Genomic DNA, 20,796 nt, shown 5'->3' on the forward strand with positions numbered 1-20,796 from the left:
TTCCCAGATTACGGCCATTTCCGGTACTTTTCGGGTATTTTATCCCCGCCCGGCGCCGAAACCGCGCTTCAGCCGCATGACGTAGCCGATGACCTCGGCGACCGCATGGTAGTGCTCGGTCGGGATTTCCTGGTCGATCTCGACGGTGGCGTAGAGCGCACGGGCCAGCGGTACGTTCTCGACGATGGGGATGTCGTGCTCGCGCGCGATCTCCCGGATCTTGAAGGCGAGATTGTCGACGCCCTTGGCGACGCAGATCGGTGCCTGCATGCCGCGCTCGTAGGACAGCGCCACCGAAAAGTGGGTCGGGTTGGTGATGATCACGGAGGCCTTGGGAACCGCCGCCATCATGCGCTTCTTGGCGCGCTGCTGCCGCAGCTGCCTGATCTTGCCCTTGATATGCGGGTCGCCTTCGGACTGCTTGAACTCTTCCTTGATCTCCTGGAGCGACATCTTCTGCCGCTGGAACCAGCTTCGGTACTGGAAGAAGTAGTCGCCTATGGCGATGATCGCGAGCGCCGCGACCACCGCGCCGAGCAGGTGAATGGTCAAGCTGGTGGTGGCGCCGAGCATGGCGGCCGGATCGAGCCTGACCATCGCCTCCATGCGATGCCGCTCCGGCCACAGGATCGTGCCCATGACCACGCCGAGCACGATCAGCTTGCCGAGGCCTTTCAGGAAGTTCGCGGCCGCCTGCTTGCCGAAGATGCGCTTGAAACCGGCCGCGGGCGAGAGCTTGCTGAATTTGGGCTTGAGGGATTCGGCCGACCAGACCAGGCGGTGCTGAAGCATGTTGCCGGCGACGGCCGCTAGCACCAGCATCAGCAGGGGCACCCCGATCGCCGCAAGCACGGCGAATTCGATCTGCTGCAGCAGCGCCAGCAGGGCCCTGCCGTCGGTCTTGATCATCCAGGAATTGGCGAGCAGGTTGCGCATCGGCGTCACCAGCCCGCTGCCCACCGAGCCCGAGAAGGTCGAGACCACGAGCGTGCCGCCCGCGATCATGAACCAGGTGTTGATCTCCTGGCTCTTGGCGACATCGCCGCGTTCGAGCGCCTCGTCGAGGCGTTTTTGCGTCGGGTCTTCTGTTTGACTCTCTGGATCGTTGTCTTCCGCCATCGATCACCTACTTGAGCGGCATCATCTGGTGCATGACACCGATGAAATAGTCCAGAAAGGTGCCCATCATCGCCGTGAGCACCACGGCGAGCACCAGGAAGCCGGCGAAGATCGACAGCGGCACGCCGACGAAATAGACCTGCATCTGCGGCATTAGCCGCGCCAGCACCCCGAGCCCAATGTTGAAGACGAGGCCGAACACCAGGAACGGTCCGGAGAGCTGCAGGCCGAGGCGGAACGCGGCGGCGAAGGCGCGCGTTGCAAGCGAGGCGACGTCGCCGCTCGACACGGTCTCGCCCGGCGAGAAGATCGCATAGCTGTCGTTCAGCGCCGCGATCACCAGATGATGGCTGTCGGTGGCGAACAGCAGCGTCACCCCGAGCATGGTCAGGAAGTTGCCGACCAGCACGCCCTGCTGTCCCTGCGTCGGATCGACCGAGGTGACGAAGCCGAGCCCCATCTGCTGCGCGATCACGGAACCCGCAACCTGGAGCGCCGACAGCGTCACGCGCGCGGTTGCCCCCAGCACGATGCCGATCGCGATCTCATGCAACATCAGCACCAGAAGCGGCGCCAGCGAGCCCATGTCGACGTGATAGGCGCTGCGATGCAGCGGCAGGATGATCAGCGTGAGCAGGAGCGCGATCGACAGCTTCACCCGCGTCGGGATGTTGGTCTCGCCCAGGCCCGGCAACAGCATCACCATCGCGCCGACCCGGGCGAAGACGAGCATGAAGGCCGCCGCAAGCGCCGGCAGCAGCGAGACGTCGATGCGCATAATCTACGCATCTTGCCTCAGCCGCCGATGATTCGCGACGATATCCGCAGCATGTGGGCGTGGAGCGAGTCGGCCATGAACGGCAGCGCCAACAGCATTGTGGCGAAGATGGCCAGAATCTTCGGCACGTAGATCAGCGTCTGCTCCTGGATCTGCGTCAGCGCCTGGAACAGCGACACGATCACGCCGACCACGAGGCCGACCACCATCAGGGGCGACGACACGATCACGATCGTCCAGATCGCATCGCGCGCGACGTCGAGGGTCTCGGGTCCGGTCATTTTCGATTTCTCACTTTGAGTTGTTTGTCGTCATTCCGGGGCTCGCGAAGCGAGAACCCGGAATCTCGGGATTCCGGGTTCGGTGCTTCGCACCGCCCCGGAATGACGCGCCAAAAATCAGATCGGCATCTTCATGATGTCTTCATACGCCGAGATCACGCGGTCGCGGACCGAGACCAGCGTGGAGACGGCAACGTCGGTGTCAGCGACCGCCGTCACCACGTCCATCACGTTGGCCTTGCCGGCGGCCATCGCCACGGTCTGCGCGTCGGATTTGCGCCCGGACTCCATGACGCTGCCGACGGCGTCCTTCAGGAGCGAGGCGAAGGACTGCCCGCTTGCTTCGCTGCCCTTGCCGGCGCCGCTGTTCTCCAGCACGCGGGCAAGGTTGGCATAGGCGTTGGCGGCGATTGTCGGTGATGCCATGGCTCAAATGTCCTGTTCAGCTCTTGAGGATGTCGAGCGTGCGCTGGATCATCCGGCGCGTCGCACTGATGATGTTGAGATTGGCCTCGTAGGACCGCTGCGCGTCGCGCATGTCGGTCATCTCGACCACCGAGTTCACGTTGGGATATTTGACGTTGCCGGTCGCATCGGCGGCCGGATTGTTCGGTTCGTATTTGGTGCGGAAGTTCGACTGGTCCGGCTTGATCCTGCCGAGGGTGACGACCTGCGCGTCGAGCGTGCGGTCGAGCGCGGAGGAGAAGGTCGGCACCTTGCGCCGGTAGGGATCGCCGCCTGCGGTCTGCGACGTCGAATCCGCGTTCGCGATGTTCTCTGAGATCACCCGCATGCGCCCGGCCTGCGCGCGCAGGCCGGAGGTCGCGATCGCCATCGAGCGGGCAAAGTCGCTGCTGTCATTGGCCATGATGCGCCTCCTCTAGCTCTTCTGTTCCGGGATCATGCTCTAGCCCTTGCCGATCGCGGTCTTGAGCAGACGCAGGCTTTTCGAATAGAGCGAGGTCGCCGCCGCGTAATCCATCTGGTTGCTGGCGGCCTTCATCATCTCCTCTTCGAGATTGACGGCGTTGCCCGCAGGGCGGGTCTCGAAGCCGGCATTCCTGTTCTGGTCGAAACCCGAGGCCGCGCCCGATGGCGTCATGTGAGACGCGCTGGTGACGGTCATTGCCAGCGGGCCCATCGACCCCGTGACCGCGCCAGCCCTGTCGAGCTTCGGCTCGACCAGGTCGCGCGGCCGGAATTTGGGCGTGTCGGAATTGGAGACGTTCTCGGACAGGACGCGCTGGCGTTCCTGATGCCACTGCATCTTGGTGCGAAGTGCCGACAGCACCGGGAGGTCGTTGATGGACATCGTCGCGGCTCCTTCCGCCTCTTCCGGACCCAGGGTCCGAAGCTAGGCAGAATTTGCCGCCTGTATGGTTAACAGGTGGTTAAGGATGTCACAGATGCATGTCCCGGGCCGGGACACGGATTCGTTCCCCCGTGATTCTACGCCTCCAAAAGTGGCATTAACCCAACCGCTTGGCGGCGCATGCACAGGCCAAGAAGTCGTTTTGGATCGGGCGATTCATAGGTTATTAAGAGTTGGGGACGGCAAAACTTGCCGTGGGACGTTAAGAGATCGCAGTTTGGGGCATCGTAGGCCGGTGGTTGGCGCGTCTGACCATTGGCACGAGAAGAGCGCCATTTCTCGGGGACAAGTATGCAAGGCAGCCCTATCACCTTCATCGTCGCGTTCATCGTCGTTCTGGCGTTGATCGGCGTCGCTGCATGGCTGGTTCGCCGATTCGCCAGCAGCCGGCTCGGCGCCAACACCCAGCGCGGCCGGATGCCCCGGCTCGCCGTGATCGATGCTGCCGCCGTCGACGGCCGGCGCCGCCTGGTGCTGGTCCGGCGCGACAATGTCGAACACCTCCTGATGATCGGCGGCCCGACCGACATCGTCGTCGAGCCCAACATCGTGCGCGCCGCGCCCGGCCGCGACCAGCTTCCGCAGCGTCCCAACGCCGCCGAACCGCCGCGCCTTGCCCCGATGCCCGATGCCGGCAGCTGGGCCGACGAAGTGCCGCGGCCCGAGATGCTCGATCATCCCGAGCCGCAAATGCCCGAGCCGCCGCCGCGGCCCGCGCGCCCGTCCTTCGCCGACGAAGTCCGCCGGCCCGCGCCCGCACTGGCCGAACGCCGCAGCGAGCCGCCGCTGGCCGGCTTTCCGCCCGAACCGATCGCGCCGCGTCCCGAGCGCGAGCCGCGGCCTGAGCCGCTGCCGCTACCACCGCGCGTTGCCCGCAGCGAGCCGCCGCTGATGCCGCGTCCGCCGCGCCAAAGCGAGCCGGCGAAGGTGCCGCCCGTGCGCGCCGAGCGCGCGGTTGCGCCGCCGCCTCCGCCCGTGCCGCAGGCTCCGCCCGTTCCGCCGCCGCCCCCCGCTCCTGCTGCGCCCTCGAGCGCCGAACAGAATCTGGCCGAAATGGCGCAGCGGTTAGAGGCTGCGCTGCGCCGCCCGGCCGGCGAAACGGTCGCGCCTCCGGTTGCGCCGGAGCCGCCGGCCGCTCCCCCGCGCGCCGCACGCAGCGAACCGCCGGCACCCCCGGCCCCGCCGCCGAAGCCCGCCCCGGAAAAGACCAGCTTTGAGAATCTCGAAGACGAGATGGCCTCCCTGCTCGGCCGTCCGAAGCCGTCTTCGTGAGGCTGCCGGCCCTCCCGCGTAGAGTTCTTTTTCTTTCTGTCCTGATCGGCGCGGCTTCGCTCGCAGGCTTGGCGCATGCGCAGGACATCAGCATCAATCTCGGCGGCCAGGGCGGCGGCGTCACCGAGCGCGCGATTCAGCTCATCGCGCTGCTCACGGTGCTGTCGATCGCGCCGTCGATCCTGATCATGATGACGTCGTTCACGCGCATCGTGGTCGTGCTGTCGCTCCTGCGCACCGCGATGGGCACGGCGACCGCGCCGCCGAACTCGGTGATCATCGCGCTCGCGATGTTCCTCACCTTCTTCGTGATGGGGCCGGTCCTGCAAAAATCCTACGACGAAGGCATCCGTCCGCTCGTCGCCAACCAGATCGGCGTCGAGGATGCGCTCCAGCGCGCCTCGGTCCCGTTGCGCGGCTTCATGCAGAAGAACGTGCGCGAGAAGGATCTCAAGCTGTTCCTCGACCTCTCCGGCGAGCCGCCGCCGGCCACCCCCGACGAACTCGCGCTCCGCATCCTCATCCCCGCCTTCATGATCTCCGAGCTGAAGCGCGCCTTCGAGATCGGCTTCCTGCTGTTCCTGCCCTTCCTGATCATCGACCTCGTCGTCGCCTCCGTGCTGATGTCGATGGGCATGATGATGCTGCCGCCGGCAACGATATCGCTGCCGTTCAAGCTGATCTTCTTCGTCCTGGTCGACGGCTGGTCGCTGGTGGCGGGAAGCCTGGTGCAGAGCTACGGGGGATGAGGCAAAAGCCACCCTCAGGCGACGAAGCCGGACCTGTCTCGCGTCGCGAGATTGCTACCGCGTCATCTTGATCTGCCGCAGGGCGGGGATCTTCGGCAGCGAGCCGGTGTGGTCGGTCTCTTCCTTGGCCTGCGGCCCGGCTGGCGCGCGGGCGGTGGCGTCGGGGAAGCGCTGCTTCATCTCGCGCAGGAAGCCGTCGAGCGTGTCGACGCTCGCAGCCAGCTTGGCGATCTCGGCGAATTCGGCGCTGGAGGCCGCGGCCGGCTTGCTGGCGATGTCGAAGGCGACACGGTCGGCGCTCTCGCTCATCAGCGGCGCGTATTTCTCGCGAAAGCGCGACAGGCCGATCGAATCGTCGGCGAGCGCGTAGCCGACGGCGGCGCGGATGATGTCGCTCTTCTCCACCGCGTTGAGCGGCTTGAAGTCGCGGAAGCGCTCGCCGTAATAGAGCTCGATCTGCTCGGCGGACTCGCGCCAGCGCCGCGCCGCCCAGAAGATGTCGGAGCGCAGGCGGAGCACCTCGCGTCCGGAGACGTTGGAGACGATGTCGAGCGCGAGATCGTGCCGGCCGACGTCGCTCTGCGCCCGCGCCTCCAGCAGCAGACGCTGCTGCCTGAGCTCGCCGGAGAGATCGCTGATGCGGCTCGCGCGCAGCGCCGAGATCGCCATGTCCGGCCTGCGGTTGGCGAGATAGATCATGGAAAGACGCGCGGCGACCTGGGCACGCGCGGCGCCTTCGAGACGGTGGTCGACCTGGTATTGCAAGAGCTCGGCGGCCTGGTCGAGCAGATCGATCGAGGCGAGACGGTCGGCGAGACGGCGGATCAGCTCGTCGCCGCGGCGGCCGATCGGCGTCAGCTCGCGGAACTCGTAGAACATCCCGAGCGCCTCGACCGGCGGCAGCTCGTCACCCTTGGGCCCCAGGAAGATCTGCGTGAACAGGTCGGAGGCGAGATCCTGCGCCTGGCGCGAGGCTTCCGCATTCGGCTGCAGCTTCGTCGCGGTGCGCGCCGCCGTGAGCGCGTCCCGGTAGCGCCCGTTCTCGGCATACATCTGCGACAGCATCTGGAGCGTCTTGACCTCGATCGCGTCGCCGCGCCAGGTCATCGACAGCGTCTCGAGCTCGCGCAGCGCGTCTTCCTTGCTGATCTCGTCGCGCTTCTGCCGCAACGCGACCTCGAGCTGCTTGGCCTCGGCCGCAGCCGGCCGGTCGCTCGAGGCGACCGCGAACTTGTAGTCGTCGAGCGCATCCTTGTCGTGGCCAAGCGCCTCGGCGAGCCTGCCGCGCAAAACGGCGAAGCCGGGCGCAGCCTCGGGCGATACGCCGACGATCTCGAGCTCGCTGCGCCGCTTGGAGGCGCCGGCATAGTCCTTCACCTCGAGCGAGGCGCGCATCGCGTCCATCGTCACGATGCGCTGGATGTCGAGCGGCAGCGAGGCGATCGCGAATTCGACGTTCTTGAACTTCTCGCGCGCGTCCGCCCATTTGCCCTGGCGCGCATAGGCGAGCGCCTTCCAGAGCTGGGAGTCGTGGCTGTTGCCGATCACGGGATTGGCGAGGTCCTTCAGGCCCTGCGCCGGCCGGCCGATCAGGATGCTCGCGATCGCGTGCATGATCAGCGCGCCGCTCTCCTCCTTATTGAGCGGATCGCTCAGCATCAATTCGGTCACGGCCTTGGCCTCGTGATACATCGCGCGTGACATGTAGAACTGCGCGAGGTCGAGCCGCGGCAGCGAGCGCAGCGCAGGCTCGACGGCCGAGATCGCCATGATCAGATCGCTCTGGCGCGTCATGAAGTTTTCCGACTGCCCCTTGCGCCAGGCTTCGGGGCTGAAGATCGGGCGCACCGCGGTCGGGGCGCGCTCGGCGGAGATGTCGACCGGCGACAGCGTCAGTCCGCCCTTCTTTCCGAGAATGACCTTGTCGGATCCGACCTCGACGCCGACCTCGTCGGAGTTCGGCCGGATCGCGATGCCATGGGCGGATTCCAGCAGCGAGAGATCGACGAGGTCCTGACGCTTGATGAAGCCGCGCACTGGCCGCTGCGCGGTGACGACATAGAGCATGTCGCCGGCGTCGGGATCGGTGAGCTTGTGCAGCAGGCCTGGATTGGCGAAGGGAATCGCGATGTTGGCGAGCGCGGGGTCGGTGATGTTGCGCGACATCATCAGCGGCAGCGGCGTCGCCTGGATCTTGTCGGCGAGCGTCAGCAGCCAGTTGGTCTCCTTGCCGACCTCCTCGCTCGTCAGCGAGTAGACCAGCGGCCGGGTGAGACGGATGCGTACCGCCTGCCCCTTGTCGAGGGGGATGCGGCCGACCTCGCCGATCATCGCCCCGCCCTTGGTGCGGATCGCCTCGACGTCGATCGGCTTCGGCGTGTCGAACACCAGCCAGACGGTATCGCCGCGGCGGAACGCCGCCGCAGGCGTTGTGACCTGAAGCGGGAACGTCACGCGCAAGCCGTCGCTGTCGCGGCGCGCATCGACGCTTGGTGCGGCCGGCTGCGGCGCGGCCGGCGCCTCGGCGGGCGCAGCTTTGGCTGCTTCCTTGACCGGCTCCTTCGCCGCTTCCTTCACGACCTCCTTGGGCGCCTCGACCATTGCAGGCGCGGCTGGAGCCTCGGCAACAGGCGGGGTGGGCTTCGCGGCTTCCTTCGCCGCTTCCTTGGGCGCTTCCGCAGCGTGCGCAGCTTCGGCCGCGGGAGCCGGCGCCGGTTTCGGCGCTTCGGCGGCGGGCATCGCGGCAGGCGCTTCCGGCTTCACCTCGGGCTTGATATCGATCTTGGCTTCGCGCGCGATCGTCTCGGAGGTCGGCGGTGCGATCTCGCGATGGGCGTCCTTCTTCTCGGCCGCCGGCTTTTCCGCGGCCGGTGCCGGTCCATGGCCTTGGCTGGCAGGCTTGGCCTGCGCAATCGCGGCCTCCGGCGTCGCAGCCGTCTTGCCCTTGTCCGGCTGGAAGGAGACGTCAACGACGTAGTTCTTCTCGTCGCGAAAGGAGTGCACGTCGGAATCGCCGATCAGCGCGATCTCGACATTGGTCTGGTCGATGTCGGCCTTCTGCTTGATCGAGGCAACGTTCGGCGGCGCGGCGACCACCGCGTCGGCGAGATCGAAACTGAGGTTGGCGTTGAAGGCGAGCGTGAGCTTCTGCTCGTTGAGCACGGAAGACACGCCGACGCCGTCGGGCATCTCGAACACGAAGCGTACGAAGGTCGGCTGCACCGAAGCGCGCACACGGATCTGCGGACGCTTCCTGGTCTCGGCTGCGGCGCGCTGCGCACGCAGCGCCCGTTCGGCGACGCGCGCACGCTCGGCGAGTTCCTTGACCACGTCCATGGGCAGGCTCGGCGGCGGCCCCTTCCAGCCCTCGGGCAAGAGGTCGATGAAGGTGCGCTCGCCGGCATTCATGGTGTTGACGGTGACGCGCCGCGCCAGCGAGAGGCGGATGGCGCCGCCGTCGGGATCGCGGCGGGCGGAGTTGACGTAGTCGGGCGCCCCCTCCGGAACCCGGTCGACGGGCACGTCGACCGGCCGGTCGAAACGGATGATGAGAATGGAGCCGGCCGTCGTGACCTCGGAGGGAACATCCTCGCCGAGCCTGATCACGAGACGCGCGAAGCCGCCGGCGGCCGAAAAACTGGCCTCGCCCCGGATCGAGTCCGCCCGCGCCGGGCTTGCGGCGATCAGGAGGATGGTTGCCAGCGCAGGTGCGTTGCGGACATGACGCGACAGCCCCCACGCCAGGGCGCGGGCTCGCGACACAAATCCAGCGGCAGCCTTCTGCGCCATTGGCGGCATTTCTTCCGGTTCGACGACCCATACCGGCACATGGCGCCGGCCCATGGCGTCGAATGTAGGTTTTGCCAATTAAGGACTTGTTAATGCTGTAATGGCGACTTGATCCGGCTCAGCGCGTCGCGACACCTCGCGTGTGGGCTTAGGCGTTCGCGCTCCAAATCTGGAGAGCAAGTGGTTAAGGAGACGTTAACACCACGTCGTCACCGGCGCCGGGCGGGACCGGCGCGGCCCGGGCCGCAGCCTGCCGTCTCGACAAAATTCTCCACGATGATCGACGAGCCAGATCCAGTCGTGAACTCAGTCGCGACCGACGCCATAATGCGCGAACTCGTCGCCGATGTTGCCCTGAATCGTCTTTGCAGCCGAAATGTCGGAATCTCCGCCAATCGCGTCGCCCTGCTTCAGCTTGGCAAGCCCGCGGCCAAAAAGCGCGCTCGCCAATTCCGGGGCGGCTCGCAAGGCAGAATTGTAGTCGGCGATCGCCGCACCGAACTCACCCATCTTCAGGTGAATCAGCCCGCGCGAGTCGTACACGGCAGCACTGGTCGATCCGGATTGAAGCGCTCTGTCGCAGTCCTCCAGCGCGGCCTGCCAGGCACCAAGCACCGCCCGGGTCCAGCATCGTCCGCTCCGTGCGGCCTGCGAATCCGGCTGGAGACGAATGGCCTCGTCGTAGTCATGCGCCGCGCGCTGGTGGTCATTCTTCTTCAGATAGGCTCCGGCGCGGTTGACGAAGGCAGCGACATAGTCGGGATCGAGCTTGATCGCATCATCAAAGGCTTCGATCGCGAGCTCATACTCGCCTTTCCTCAAGTAAGCCACACCGCGGTTGTTGAAGGCCTTTGCGTATGTCGGCTTGAGCGCGATCGACTGATCGAAATCGCGGATGGCTTTGTCGTAGTCGCCCTTTGCGGTGTAGGCATTGCCGCGATTGTTATAGGCGATAGCCAGAGCTGCCGTCGTACCCTGACTCGCCTCTATGAAAGCCGTGCAGGCATCGATCCGGACATCGAGCGGGGTGGCACCCACCCCGTTGCACGGTTCAATATGACTGAGATAGTTGGTCTTCACCTTGGAATTCTGGGCCGCGACTGGCAAGCCAATCAACAGCAGGACGCCAAGCGCCACTCCGCTTTTTGCGACGGACGATCTTGGTTCCATGTCAGGCCCCCGTCCCCTGAGATCTGGCGATTGCGCGGAGGCTAGAACCAGCGTCAGCACCCGCGGCAGATGTTCAGATTGAGCTTGTGCTCGGCCCTTTGCTCGGGTCGCGGCGCCCCCGTGCCGCCGGACTTCTTCAGATATTTGTTCTTGCCCTCTTCGATAAGAGTGGAAAACCTGGTGGTTCCGTCATCTGAGATTTCGACATGAGGTGTCGTGCCTCGAACGCCCATCGTGGCGACCGGCGTTTCGATCCTCATGTCGCCGGTCTTCGCAACCTGGCCGGCAACAAAGACGAACGTCCCCTTGGTCAGGTTGAAGCTCGTCGAATTGGACTTTCCAGCCGGCTCGTAGACATATTCGTCCAACTTCATGCGGGCGTTGCTCGACAAGTTGAACGAAGTTCCGTCCACGAAGTTGATGCCGACCCGACTGTCGGCATCGGTTCGAACCACATCGCCCAAATAGACCGGATCGCCAATCTTGGTCTGGATGGATTCGCCCGGGACTTTTGCCTGGACAATGACAGCTCCCACATGCTCGATGATGACCGAGCCCTCGGCTGCCACAACTTTCCCGATTGGCTTTGACGACGAATCCAGGACGGCCCGCCGCGGAGAATCGCTCTGCGCCTGGACTGGGCGGGGTGACGAGGCGGCCAGCGCAAGGACGATACCTGTCACGAGAACAGTCGCTGCGTGCGTGCGCATGGCTCACCCTTTTTCTTTAGAGTTGTTTTGAGCATCCGAACGGCTCCGACGGTGTCGGCACCACCGGGCATCATGGCAGACCAGCGGCAACAAACCACGACAGGCAAACTGGTTATTCCGGATTAATCCGAACGGCTGATCGCCGTGCCCGAAAGAGCCACTATCCGTGCCGGGCAATTTCAACGAGCTTTTCCCCCGTGCCGTCAGGCGAAGCGACAGCAATTCTGCCGTGACTGGCCTGGGCGGAATTCTCGGAAACAACGACCTTCAGCGGGCCTGGCCAAGGTTGCCGGCGCAAAATTGCTCCCGATCGCGTGACGCGGCAAGCCAGCAAAGCTACGGCGATGTCTGAGGTCGACGCTGGGCAATCGAGGTCGAACAATGTCCGTCACGCCCGCTGGAAGGCCCGGGGACGAGCGCGAAGCCGCTGCGATCAGGCGTCACCGAGTGAACGCGGCCAAGAGCGGCCCTCTTGATGGACCCGTTGCGCAGATTCGCGAGCGGGCCTCTGCCGGCGGCTTCGGGATGCTGTCGCTCACGGCAATGCTCTTCTCGATGATCAAACAGGTCAAGGCCGCAGACCCGAACGTAACGTTCCTGGATGACGACGCCATTACTTACAAGGACCTTGCGCACGGTGCATACGAGCTTGTGACCAAGGAGCCGATCCCGCGGCACATCATCGTCGAGGATCCCGGCGAAACGATCGTCGTCAAAAAGGTCGGCTCCTCGGTCAGCGTGAACCAGGTCACGAACACGGCTGCTCGCATGGAGGAGTTGCGGGCGGCACAGCAGGACGCGCTTGCCAATCTGGAAGGGCGAGACCCCCACGGGTCGGGCACACCTCCTTTCGTCAAATCCCAGCCGCTACAGCCGATCAATTTCATTCCGCCCGAGGCTCCCGCGGCGCAAGATTTGCTGGCGCCTGTCTCACCGTTTTTCCTCCCTCCGCCTCTGATCATACATCCGCCGCCGACGCTGAACACCGGAGCCGGCCCGGCCGAACTCGATACCGTGGTGTTTGACACATTCACGGCGACGAGCGGGACGTTCACCGCAAGCAGCAGCAACAGTGATGCCACACTGACCTTCGGTATCAGCGGCGGCACCAACGGCAACACGGTGTTGGGCGGGGTGACGTATGATGTATCGCAAACCGGCCCCTATGGCACCCTTTACCTCAACAGCGGGAGCGGCGCCTACACCTTCGTCCCAAACAGTGATGCGATCAATGCGCTGAAGGCGCCAACGACCACAAGCTTCATTATCACGGTGGCGGATGGCTCGCTCTTGGTCAGTCAGCCCTTCCCGATCACCCTCACCGGCGTCGAAGATGCGGCCATCATTTCCGGTACGACGACCGGCTCAGCGATCGCGGCCGGTGGCGTGGTCAATGCCTCGCCCGGCACGCTGATCGCGACCGGAGCGCTCACTGATACCGATCCCGACGACCCGCCCAATACCTTTACGGCGATCGGCTCGCCGGCCGCGAGCAAGTACGGCACCTTCACGATGACAACGGCCGGCGTGTGGACCTATACGCTCGACAAGGCCAACAGTCAGGTGCAAGCGCTCCATGTCGGCGACAGTCTGACCGACAGCTTCACGGTGACCAGCATCGACGGCACCGCGCAGGTGGTCACGATCACCATCCACGGCCCGTTGGTTGAGGTGAGCGGAACGACCCCGTCGCTGACGCTGAGCGAGACGCATCTGACGGCAACCTCCCTGGACGACAACATCGCTGGCTCGGCGCCGGACACGACGCTGACGACGACGTCAGGCGACTTCTCGACGGCGTTCACCTCGGTTCAGGGGGCGGACGGTGCGACGATCAGCTACGCGCTGTCGATCACCGGTGGCAACGGCACGACATCGGGCCTGATCGACTCGCACACCGGCCAGGCCGACGTGCTGGTCCTGAACGGCAACACCATCGAAGGCCATGTTGGCACTACCGGCGGGGCGCTGGCATTCACCATCACGCTTGATCCGGCGACAGGAATCGTGACCTTCACCGAGTACCGTGCAGTGACGGAGCCTTCCGGCACCAACCCGGACGGCGGGGAAGGCGTCTCGCTGACCGAAGGGACTGTGACCCTGTCGGCGACGATCACCGAAAAGGACGGCAACTTCCAGACCGCGAGCCGTGATCTCGGCAGCCGGCTGATCATCACCGACGACGGCCCGACGATTGCGGCGACGGGGACGGCTCCGTCGTTGACGCTGAGCGAGACGCATCTGACAGCTACGGCGCTGGACGACAGCATCGCCGGCTCGACGCCGGACGCGACGCTGACGACGACGTCAGGCAACTTCTCGACAGCGTTCACGTCGATCCAGGGGGCGGACGGTGCGACGATCGGCTATGCGCTGTCTGTCACCGGCGGCAACGGCATGGCGTCGGGTCTGCTCGACTCGCACACTGGCCAGGCCGATGTGCTGGTGCAAAAAGGCAATACCATTGAAGGCCATGTTGGCACCGTCGGCGGCACGCTGGCGTTCACTATCACGCTCGATCCGGCGACAGGAATCGTGACCTTCACCGAGTACCGTGCGGTGACGCAGCCTTTCGGTACCAACCCCGACGTCGGGGAAGGCGTCTCGCTGACCGCCGGGATTGTGAACCTGACGGCGACAATCACTGACAAGGACGGTGACTTCCAGACGGCGAGCCTTGATCTCGGCAGCCGGCTGACCATCACCGACGACGGCCCGACGATTGGAGGTTTTGGCATCGCAACCATCGTCGCCAAGGACGATCAAGTTGCGAACGGCACCTACAACGTGAGCTTCGGTGCGGATGGCGAGGGCGCGATGCGCGTGGCCGTCCACAATGGCACTGTTAATGGGTACGATCTGGCGACAACGGATCTGGGCGGCGGCATCACGTCGGTACACGTGACCGGGAATGGTGATGACTACACCTTCTATTATACGACCAAGGCGGTGAGCGGCGGCGTGGAGCTGGATGCGTTCTTCACCGATACAAGCGGGACGCTGAGCGATCCATACTTTAGGCTGCTGATCAATCCAGACGGAACCTACACGTTTGACATCGAGACCGTCGGCTTCTTGCAGCAGACGACGGTGACCGGCTCCGATTTCGGAGCATCCGGCAGTGGCCAGCCGTCACTCACCGCTCCGGACGGTCTGCTCGTCATCACCGGCGATTTCAATGGTGCCCCTGCTGACGTCAAAGCGTCGAGCAACGGCATCGCTGTCGGCGACACCGGACTGCAAATGGATCAACACGAAACCTTGAATCTGGCCTTCACGCCGGTGCAAACGGACGTCAGTTTCGCGCTGACGCAGTGGCAAGGAAACGGAGCTGCGGACGTCGTCTTCAAGGTCTTTGATGGCACCAACGACATCCACGACTTCAGCATAAACATTCCAAAGCCATCGGGTGACGCCCACGTCGTGGTGAAAGAGACTTCGAATCTCGCGCTTGTAAACACTTACTCGTTTGATGGCGCAACTTCGACCTATACGCTCTACGTTGGATCGGAATTCAACCGAATAGAGGTGTCGTACGATCACGCGGTAGCCGGCAACGCTACGTTTACCGTCAACAACATCACATACAGCGAGGGATCCAGGATCCCCAGCACCGATCTGCTGTTTGACGTGACGGCCGTCGACCGTGACGGCGATGCGTCAACGACCGGCCTGCAAGTAGACCTTCTGGGCAGCACTAACGTTGCGAGTGGTGTCACCTTGAGCGATCCCCCACAGCCGGTGACGACTGCCGTCAACGGCACCAACGATGGGGCCACTCTCTCCGGGACCGCGACCGGCTCCATGATCGAGGCTGCGGGCGGCGCGCCTGGCACGCCGACCGCTTCCGGTGCGCTCGCCAACACCGACGTCAATCCGCCCAACACTTTCACGGCGGTGCGCTCGCCGACGGCGAGCGACGGCGGCTACGGTATGTTCACGATGACCGCGGCGGGCCTGTGGACCTACACGCTCGACAACAACAATAGTGTGGTGCAGGCGCTCGATGTTGGCGACACGCTGACCGACACGTTCACCGTGACCACCATCGACGGGACGACGCAGGTCGTGACCATCGCCGCCTATGGCGCCGGCGACGCCCCCAACGGTTTCGATAACCTGGCCGCTGGACCGGCCGTGACGAGCGATCCTCCCTTCGCCCCTGTGACTCACGGAAGTGAAACCATCGCGGCCGGTGGCGATGTGGGCCAGATCATCTCCACGGGCGCCGGCAAAGATACCGTCAACGGCACTGGCCAGGCTGACATTCTTCATGGCGGCTCCGGCAACGACACGATCAAAGGCAATGACGGCGATGACACGACGCACGGTGGCGCGGGAATCGATGCGGTCAACGGCAACAAGGGCAATGAAACGATCATCGGCGGATTTGGCGCCGACCAATTGACCGGCGGCACCGGGAACGACCGTTTCGTCCATTTGTCCGCGGCGGATTCCAAGGCCGGCCAGTTCGGCACCATCACCGATCTCAACCCGGGATCCGACAAGATCGACTTGACGGCTCTCGGCGGGCTTGGCTTCGTTCTCCTGGCCTTGAGCTCGGCAAGCACGTCCGTGCCGGCGCACACGATCGCCTGGCTCTACGACAGCGCGGCCAATGAAACGATCGTGTATGTCAATCCGAGCGACCAGACCCTGCACATTGGCGATTCCGGCCTGATCGAAATCCATCTGCAGGGCATTGCGACCATCGACGCGTCGGATTTCACCCTGACGCCGGCGGCGGCAGCCGTGCTGGCGGCCGGCAGCGACCCGCTCGATCTCAGCGCAACGACACAAAGCGACGCCACCGCCGTGACGACGACCAGTTCGTCCGAGACCACACTCAGCGACGGCACGCTCCTCGCTGACTGGAACGCGACGGACAGATCAACCGACCAGGCCCACAGCGTTTTTGCCAGTTCGGACCAGTTTGCATGGACCGAACATCCCAGCTTCGCCAGCTCAGACGGGGTGCAGCCGCACGCTGCAGAGATTACCAGCAGTGACGCGGTAATGCCCGCACCGAGCGGGCTGTCCACGATCTTGCACGACGAGGCCGCACCGACGGCGACCAGCTTTGTCTTCGATCAGCTAACGCTGCCCGACAGCACCGATACGACGATCGGAAACAATGACGCGATCGCCGAAAGTGCCCCCATGCCTGAGATTGCTTTCGCGGCGCTCCAAGATGCGGCCGAACAGCTCGCCCGGCACGGGCGTACGCTGGAGAAGGGCAACGAGGACCACGGTGCATCGGCTCCAGACAGCGCCCACAATGCTGCTCATGCCCACGGCGGCGCCAGTCATTCGCTTCCAAGCGAGGCAGCCGGACAGCACGATGCGCCGAAGCACGGCCCGGTGGATGTCGATCCGCCCTCTGCCGGTCATGCAGCGCACGGCTCTGCGCCTGCCGGTTCGCACCAGGTCGGCGACTCCTTTGACTTCAAGGATGGCGCTTCGCATGGCCAGGGTCCGGAGCACGGCGTCCAATTGGATGATCCCTCAGACCCGTCCGGTCATCACGAGCACGCCGGGAAAGCCCACGAATCCGAGGCGGCGTCAATGCACGAACTGTCCCCGTCGCATATTGATCCGGCTCACGGGGCAGGCACAACTGGCGCTCACGTGCTGCACGATCTGATCGTGTGACGCACACAAGGCGACCGTCTCTTCAGTGTTGCGGTCCCGCGCAATCCGGCGCGGAGGAGTTCTCTCGCTCGAGACCAGCGTCATCTTCAGCGTCGCCATCTTCCCCCTGCGGCGGCCATGCATGCTGATGGTCTAGCGCGGATGTCCAGGCGAACGTCATCGCCGCGATGAGCAGCCGATTGACGGCTTCGATTGCGCGTTCTGCTACGGACGAGTAGTTCATAGCTTCCTCCCGCGCTGCGGATTGCGAATGGCGGGAGCCTAGGACGAACTCTGCGGCGCCACTGTACTCCACTTCACATTTGTACGCGTCAACTCATCGCAGCCTCAGAAGATGCCTCTTGCTTCGGCTGCATCCGCAACGCGAGTCGACGTGGCTCGTGCGGCAAGGACGTCAAACTCGCGGCGATCACCCCACTCCCCGGCGCGTTTGATCTGCGTGCTCGGTTGCCGAACAGGCGCGCACAACCTCAGGGGTGTTGCGGTCCATCAACGACTCTGAATCAGATGTGATCATTGCGATGCGAATTCGATTGGTCAACTTTTTGGGGGAGCAATCAATGAGCGAAGAAGCCAACTGCATTGTATGTAGCCAGGCAAGAGCGGTCGTAGCCGTCTTTCCAATCGCGCGGGGTTATGCACTGAAGGTATACGAGTGCTCCTGCTGCCACAGCACCCTTCATCTCGTGACTCGAATGACGAAGGCTGCGCTGATCAAGCAGCACTGCGAGACCCTCCTTCCCGTCGAGAAACCGCTGAGCTCGGCAGGTCGCAGGGTTCAGCAGCGGTTCGCGAGCTAGACACGCAAGGCGTCTAGCCGCGTGCAGGCCGAACGACCGCGCGATTGCGCGCAGGTTGCCGTAACGCGCCGCGGCTCTCGAGCCCTCAATTCGGCTTTTGCGTCGGCTTGCCGTCGATCTTGGGCAGGTCGCCGGCCGAGGCGGATTGATCGCCGCCGCCATTAGCCCGGCGGGCCATTTCGACGGTCAGCCGCTCGGCGGCCTCCGGTGACATCAGCCCCAGGATGTCCGACATCTTTCGCGGCGCGATGGCCGAGGCGATCTCGATCAGCACGCCCATCTCGAGGCGGTCGAACACCCGCGCGGCGTCCTTCGGCTTCATGCCCTCATACATGGTGACGAGGCCCTTCATGCGCTGGGCTTCGGCGGCCTTCTGCTCGGCCTGGGTCGCTGAGATGCGGGATTCCACCGCCTTCATCTCCTCGACCTTGTTCTCGATGCGCTTCTCGGCCGATTTCAGCAGGCTCTCGCGGATGTCGATCTCGCGCTGGCGGGCCTCGATCTCCTGGCGGCGCGACTGCAACCGCTCCAGGATCGCGCGCTCCGAGGCCGAGACCTGCGGCTGGGCTTCCTCCACCTTGACCACGGTGCCTTCGGCCTTGGTCTCGGGCGCGGCCGGCTTCGGCGCCTCCTTCGGCGCGCCATGGGTCGAGCCGGTGATGTCGGGGTCTTCCCGTCCCGTCGGAAAGTTCAGATTCTCCTGCGCCCAGGACTTCTTGGCCTGGTTTGGCTGGTAGTCGAAGACATAGCCGCCATTGATCACGAGGCCCGCGACCTTGAGCGTGGCGAGACCTGCGACGGCAACCAGGACGACCGGTATGACGCGGATGTTACGAAAGGACTTCATACCCCTGACTTCATGCGGCAAGGCCGTTGGATCGTCGGCGCTCGGAGAAGGCTTCGGCCGCAGCCGCCACCGCCTTCGCCGACGAGGGCTTGGCCACCGGCACGGCAACCGGTTCCGGACTGGCCACGGGGCGCGCGGCGATCGCGATCTTGGACAGGCGCCGCACCACGTTGTCGGCTTCGCCCAGCTGCTTGTAGAGCTGGTCCGACATCTGGGTCGCCGCCGCGAGCTGGCTGCCGAGGTTCTCGTTGACGTCGCGCACGGCGAGCTTCAGCCCGCCGATCGCGCGCTCGGCGATCTCGGTCGCGGTGATCAGCTCGGCAATGACCGCCTTCAGCGAATGCTCGTCCGCCTTCAGCCGCGTCAGCCGCTTGTTCAGCAGGATGCAGTAGCCGATCGTGAGCATCAGCAAGATAGCCACCAGCGTCTCGATCGCCATTCCAAGGGAGTGGTTCATGGGGCCTCCATCATCTTGTTCTGCTCGTCCACCTTCTCGAACATCGCAAGTGTCGTACTTGGCTTGCGCAGGGGTTTCGTCACCCTGATCGCGACGCGGTCGCCGACCCGGCCCATGCGTCCTTCGGTGATTGTGACGTCGCCGCAGCGCACGGTGACATTGGCATCCGCGCGCATGTCCAGCGGCAGCGTGTCGCCGACCTTCAGCCGCATCAGCTGCTTGAGCGGGATGTCGGCCTCGTAGAGCACTGCATCGACGGAGATCTCGGCCTGGCCGATCTCGGTGGCGAAATGGCCTTCCCAGACCGGGTCGCGGCCGAACTTTTCGCCCATGAACATCTGGAGCAGGACGCCCCGGATCGGTTCGATGGTCGCGTAAGGCAGCAAGAGCTCGATATTGCCGCCGCGGTCTTCCATGTCGATGCGCAGGCGCACCAGGATCGCGGCGTTGGCGGGACGGCTGATCGCGGCGAAGCGCGGGTTGGTCTCGAGCCGGTCGATCGTGAAGGTCACCGGCGACAGCGGCCGGAACGCCTGCTCGGCGTCGGCCAGCACCACCTCGACAAGCCGCTTGACCAGCTCGGTCTCGATCGTGGTGTAGGGCCGGCCCTCGATGCGGAGCTGGCTGGTGCCGCGGCGGCCGCCGAGCAGCACGTCGATCATCGAGTAGATCAGGTTGGAATCGACCGTCGCCATGCCGAAATTGTCCCACTCCTCGGCCTTGAACACCGAGAGCACGGCCGGCAGCGGGATCGAGTTCATGTAGTCGCCGAAGCGCACCGAGGTGATGCGGTCGAGCGAGACTTCGACGTTGTCGGAGGTGAAATTGCGCAAAGACGTCGTCAACAGCCGCACCAGGCGGTCGAAGACGATTTCGAGCATCGGCAGACGCTCGTAGGAGACCATCGCCGAATCGATGATCGCGCGAATGCCGGAATGGTCGTCGAGCGTGACGTCGCCGACGGTGAAGCCGAGGAGGTTGTCGATCTCCTCCTGCGACAGCACCCGCTCGCCGGAGTTCTTGCCGGAGCCGAGGTCGCGGCTGCCGTCCTCGACCATGGCCGCCCATTGCAGGGCCATGGTCTCGGAGAGTTCGTTTTCGGCAGCGGCCTTCGCGGCCTCCGCGGGATCCTCGGAATCGAGCGAAGCCTCCCATTGGGCGGCAATCGCATCCTGGTCCATCTGCTCGTTGCCGGCCATGACGCTAGCCCATTACCTTCCCTGAGCCGTCACTGGATCACGACTTCCTTGAACAGCACCGCGCTGACCTGGACCGGTGCGACCGCCGCGTTGACACGCTTGGTCAGCTCTTCCTTGAGGCGGAAGATGCCGGCGGAGCCGTTGAGGTCGGAGGAGCGCAGCTCGCGCACATAGGTCTGGAAGATGTCGGTGACGCGCGGCATCGCCGGCTTGATCGCCTCGATCTGCTTTTCTTCCTTCAGCTCCAGCACGATCTTCAGCTTCAGATATTGCACGCGCTCGCCCGGAGCGCCGGCGAGGTTGACCATCATGTCGGGCACCTCGACGAAGGCCGGCGGCTTCGGCGGAGGCGCCGCCTCGGCATGGTGCTCGTCGTCGCCGTGGCGGAAGAAGAAGAACCAGGTCGCCGCGCCGCCGCCGAGGACGGCGAGCAGACCGACGGCCATGATGATGAGCTTGAGCTTGTTCTTCGGGGGAGCGGCTTCAGCGCCCTCAGTGGCTGCGCCGCCTTCCGCTTCATTCTCTGCCATGGTCGCCCGGCTCGCTCATCTCTTATAGGAATCGAAAGAGCGAAGCCCCCTGGCAGACAATGACGCGATAC

17 protein-coding genes are annotated in these 20,796 nt (G+C 64.6%); 3 read left to right on the forward strand and 14 right to left on the reverse strand.

What is annotated here, in order from left to right; all coding sequences use genetic code 11:
- Positions 1-39: 39 nt before the first annotated feature.
- The 6 genes from flhB to flgB form a co-directional block, all read right to left on the reverse strand.
- A complete protein-coding gene (flhB, locus tag BJA_RS29410; RefSeq protein WP_011088553.1) occupies positions 40-1,119 on the reverse strand; it encodes a flagellar biosynthesis protein FlhB in 1,080 nt (359 codons plus the stop codon).
- A 7-nt stretch (positions 1,120-1,126) separates the two neighbouring features.
- Entirely contained in the window at positions 1,127-1,897 is a 771-nt protein-coding gene (gene fliR / locus BJA_RS29415) for a flagellar biosynthetic protein FliR (RefSeq protein ID WP_011088554.1), read from the reverse strand.
- Between the two features lie 17 nt (positions 1,898-1,914).
- Positions 1,915-2,178: a flagellar biosynthesis protein FliQ gene (gene fliQ, locus BJA_RS29420; RefSeq protein ID WP_011088555.1), complete on the reverse strand. Its 264-nt coding sequence runs from the start codon at positions 2,176-2,178 to the stop codon at positions 1,915-1,917.
- A gap of 117 nt (positions 2,179-2,295) precedes the next feature.
- The gene (fliE, locus tag BJA_RS29425) at positions 2,296-2,604 is read right to left on the reverse strand and encodes a flagellar hook-basal body complex protein FliE (RefSeq protein ID WP_011088556.1); all 309 of its coding nucleotides are present in this window, start codon (positions 2,602-2,604) and stop codon (positions 2,296-2,298) included.
- Between the two features lie 16 nt (positions 2,605-2,620).
- Entirely contained in the window at positions 2,621-3,046 is a 426-nt protein-coding gene (flgC, locus tag BJA_RS29430) for a flagellar basal body rod protein FlgC (RefSeq protein ID WP_007602149.1), read from the reverse strand.
- Positions 3,047-3,085: 39 nt separating this feature from the next.
- Positions 3,086-3,490: a flagellar basal body rod protein FlgB gene (flgB, locus tag BJA_RS29435; RefSeq protein WP_011088557.1), complete on the reverse strand. Its 405-nt coding sequence runs from the start codon at positions 3,488-3,490 to the stop codon at positions 3,086-3,088.
- A 351-nt stretch (positions 3,491-3,841) separates the two neighbouring features.
- On the opposite strand from flgB, the gene BJA_RS29440 reads away from it, so the two are divergent.
- Both BJA_RS29440 and fliP read left to right on the forward strand, forming a co-directional pair.
- On the forward strand, positions 3,842-4,822 hold the full coding sequence (locus BJA_RS29440; protein WP_011088558.1) for a flagellar biosynthetic protein FliO: 981 nt from the start codon (positions 3,842-3,844) through the stop codon (positions 4,820-4,822).
- Positions 4,819-5,571, forward strand: a complete 753-nt coding sequence (gene fliP, locus BJA_RS29445) for a flagellar type III secretion system pore protein FliP (RefSeq protein WP_011088559.1) — start codon at positions 4,819-4,821, stop codon at positions 5,569-5,571. The genes BJA_RS29440 and fliP overlap by 4 nt, the downstream gene beginning before the upstream one ends.
- A gap of 54 nt (positions 5,572-5,625) precedes the next feature.
- Here fliP and BJA_RS29450 read toward each other — a convergent pair whose 3' ends face one another.
- The 3 genes from BJA_RS29450 to BJA_RS29460 all read right to left on the reverse strand — a co-directional run bounded on the left by BJA_RS29450 (position 5,626) and on the right by BJA_RS29460 (position 11,240).
- Positions 5,626-9,360, reverse strand: coding sequence for a hypothetical protein (locus BJA_RS29450; RefSeq protein WP_038967166.1), 3,735 nt, complete (start codon positions 9,358-9,360; stop codon positions 5,626-5,628).
- Between the two features lie 306 nt (positions 9,361-9,666).
- On the reverse strand, positions 9,667-10,530 hold the full coding sequence (locus BJA_RS29455; RefSeq protein ID WP_038967162.1) for a tetratricopeptide repeat protein: 864 nt from the start codon (positions 10,528-10,530) through the stop codon (positions 9,667-9,669).
- A 53-nt stretch (positions 10,531-10,583) separates the two neighbouring features.
- The gene (locus BJA_RS29460; protein ID WP_011088562.1) at positions 10,584-11,240 is read right to left on the reverse strand and encodes a FecR family protein; all 657 of its coding nucleotides are present in this window, start codon (positions 11,238-11,240) and stop codon (positions 10,584-10,586) included.
- 447 nt (positions 11,241-11,687) lie between these two features.
- On the opposite strand from BJA_RS29460, the gene BJA_RS29465 reads away from it, so the two are divergent.
- The gene (locus BJA_RS29465; RefSeq protein WP_162494127.1) at positions 11,688-16,892 is read left to right on the forward strand and encodes a DUF5801 repeats-in-toxin domain-containing protein; all 5,205 of its coding nucleotides are present in this window, start codon (positions 11,688-11,690) and stop codon (positions 16,890-16,892) included.
- A gap of 22 nt (positions 16,893-16,914) precedes the next feature.
- Here BJA_RS29465 and BJA_RS29470 read toward each other — a convergent pair whose 3' ends face one another.
- The 5 genes from BJA_RS29470 to fliL all read right to left on the reverse strand — a co-directional run bounded on the left by BJA_RS29470 (position 16,915) and on the right by fliL (position 20,725).
- Entirely contained in the window at positions 16,915-17,115 is a 201-nt protein-coding gene (locus BJA_RS29470) for a hypothetical protein (RefSeq protein ID WP_039185590.1), read from the reverse strand.
- 662 nt (positions 17,116-17,777) lie between these two features.
- Entirely contained in the window at positions 17,778-18,539 is a 762-nt protein-coding gene (locus BJA_RS29475; protein WP_011088566.1) for a MotE family protein, read from the reverse strand.
- 10 nt (positions 18,540-18,549) lie between these two features.
- Positions 18,550-18,996 (reverse strand): DUF6468 domain-containing protein, encoded by a 447-nt coding sequence (locus BJA_RS29480; protein ID WP_011088567.1) that lies wholly within the window; start codon positions 18,994-18,996, stop codon positions 18,550-18,552.
- The gene (gene fliM, locus BJA_RS29485; protein ID WP_011088568.1) at positions 18,993-20,195 is read right to left on the reverse strand and encodes a flagellar motor switch protein FliM; all 1,203 of its coding nucleotides are present in this window, start codon (positions 20,193-20,195) and stop codon (positions 18,993-18,995) included. The genes BJA_RS29480 and fliM overlap by 4 nt, the downstream gene beginning before the upstream one ends.
- A gap of 29 nt (positions 20,196-20,224) precedes the next feature.
- Complete coding sequence (gene fliL / locus BJA_RS29490; RefSeq protein ID WP_011088569.1) at positions 20,225-20,725, reverse strand: flagellar basal body-associated protein FliL; 501 nt, start codon at positions 20,723-20,725, stop codon at positions 20,225-20,227.
- Between the last annotated feature and the right edge of the window lie 71 nt (positions 20,726-20,796).

It is taken from the genome of Bradyrhizobium diazoefficiens USDA 110, from assembly GCF_000011365.1.
Taxonomy (GTDB): domain Bacteria; phylum Pseudomonadota; class Alphaproteobacteria; order Rhizobiales; family Xanthobacteraceae; genus Bradyrhizobium; species Bradyrhizobium diazoefficiens.

Coding starts and splice junctions, on each gene's coding strand:
- BJA_RS29450 (WP_038967166.1), bottom strand. CDS start 9,360: ATGGCGCAGAAGGCTGCCGCTGGATTTGTGTCGCGAGCCCGCGCCCTG.
- fliE (WP_011088556.1), bottom strand. CDS start 2,604: ATGGCATCACCGACAATCGCCGCCAACGCCTATGCCAACCTTGCCCGC.
- BJA_RS29455 (WP_038967162.1), bottom strand. CDS start 10,530: ATGGAACCAAGATCGTCCGTCGCAAAAAGCGGAGTGGCGCTTGGCGTC.
- BJA_RS29475 (WP_011088566.1), bottom strand. CDS start 18,539: ATGAAGTCCTTTCGTAACATCCGCGTCATACCGGTCGTCCTGGTTGCC.
- flgB (WP_011088557.1), bottom strand. CDS start 3,490: ATGTCCATCAACGACCTCCCGGTGCTGTCGGCACTTCGCACCAAGATG.
- BJA_RS29480 (WP_011088567.1), bottom strand. CDS start 18,996: ATGAACCACTCCCTTGGAATGGCGATCGAGACGCTGGTGGCTATCTTG.
- BJA_RS29460 (WP_011088562.1), bottom strand. CDS start 11,240: ATGCGCACGCACGCAGCGACTGTTCTCGTGACAGGTATCGTCCTTGCG.
- fliM (WP_011088568.1), bottom strand. CDS start 20,195: ATGGCCGGCAACGAGCAGATGGACCAGGATGCGATTGCCGCCCAATGG.
- fliQ (WP_011088555.1), bottom strand. CDS start 2,178: ATGACCGGACCCGAGACCCTCGACGTCGCGCGCGATGCGATCTGGACG.
- flhB (WP_011088553.1), bottom strand. CDS start 1,119: ATGGCGGAAGACAACGATCCAGAGAGTCAAACAGAAGACCCGACGCAA.
- fliL (WP_011088569.1), bottom strand. CDS start 20,725: ATGGCAGAGAATGAAGCGGAAGGCGGCGCAGCCACTGAGGGCGCTGAA.
- fliR (WP_011088554.1), bottom strand. CDS start 1,897: ATGCGCATCGACGTCTCGCTGCTGCCGGCGCTTGCGGCGGCCTTCATG.
- flgC (WP_007602149.1), bottom strand. CDS start 3,046: ATGGCCAATGACAGCAGCGACTTTGCCCGCTCGATGGCGATCGCGACC.
- BJA_RS29470 (WP_039185590.1), bottom strand. CDS start 17,115: ATGAACTACTCGTCCGTAGCAGAACGCGCAATCGAAGCCGTCAATCGG.
- BJA_RS29440 (WP_011088558.1), top strand. CDS start 3,842: ATGCAAGGCAGCCCTATCACCTTCATCGTCGCGTTCATCGTCGTTCTG.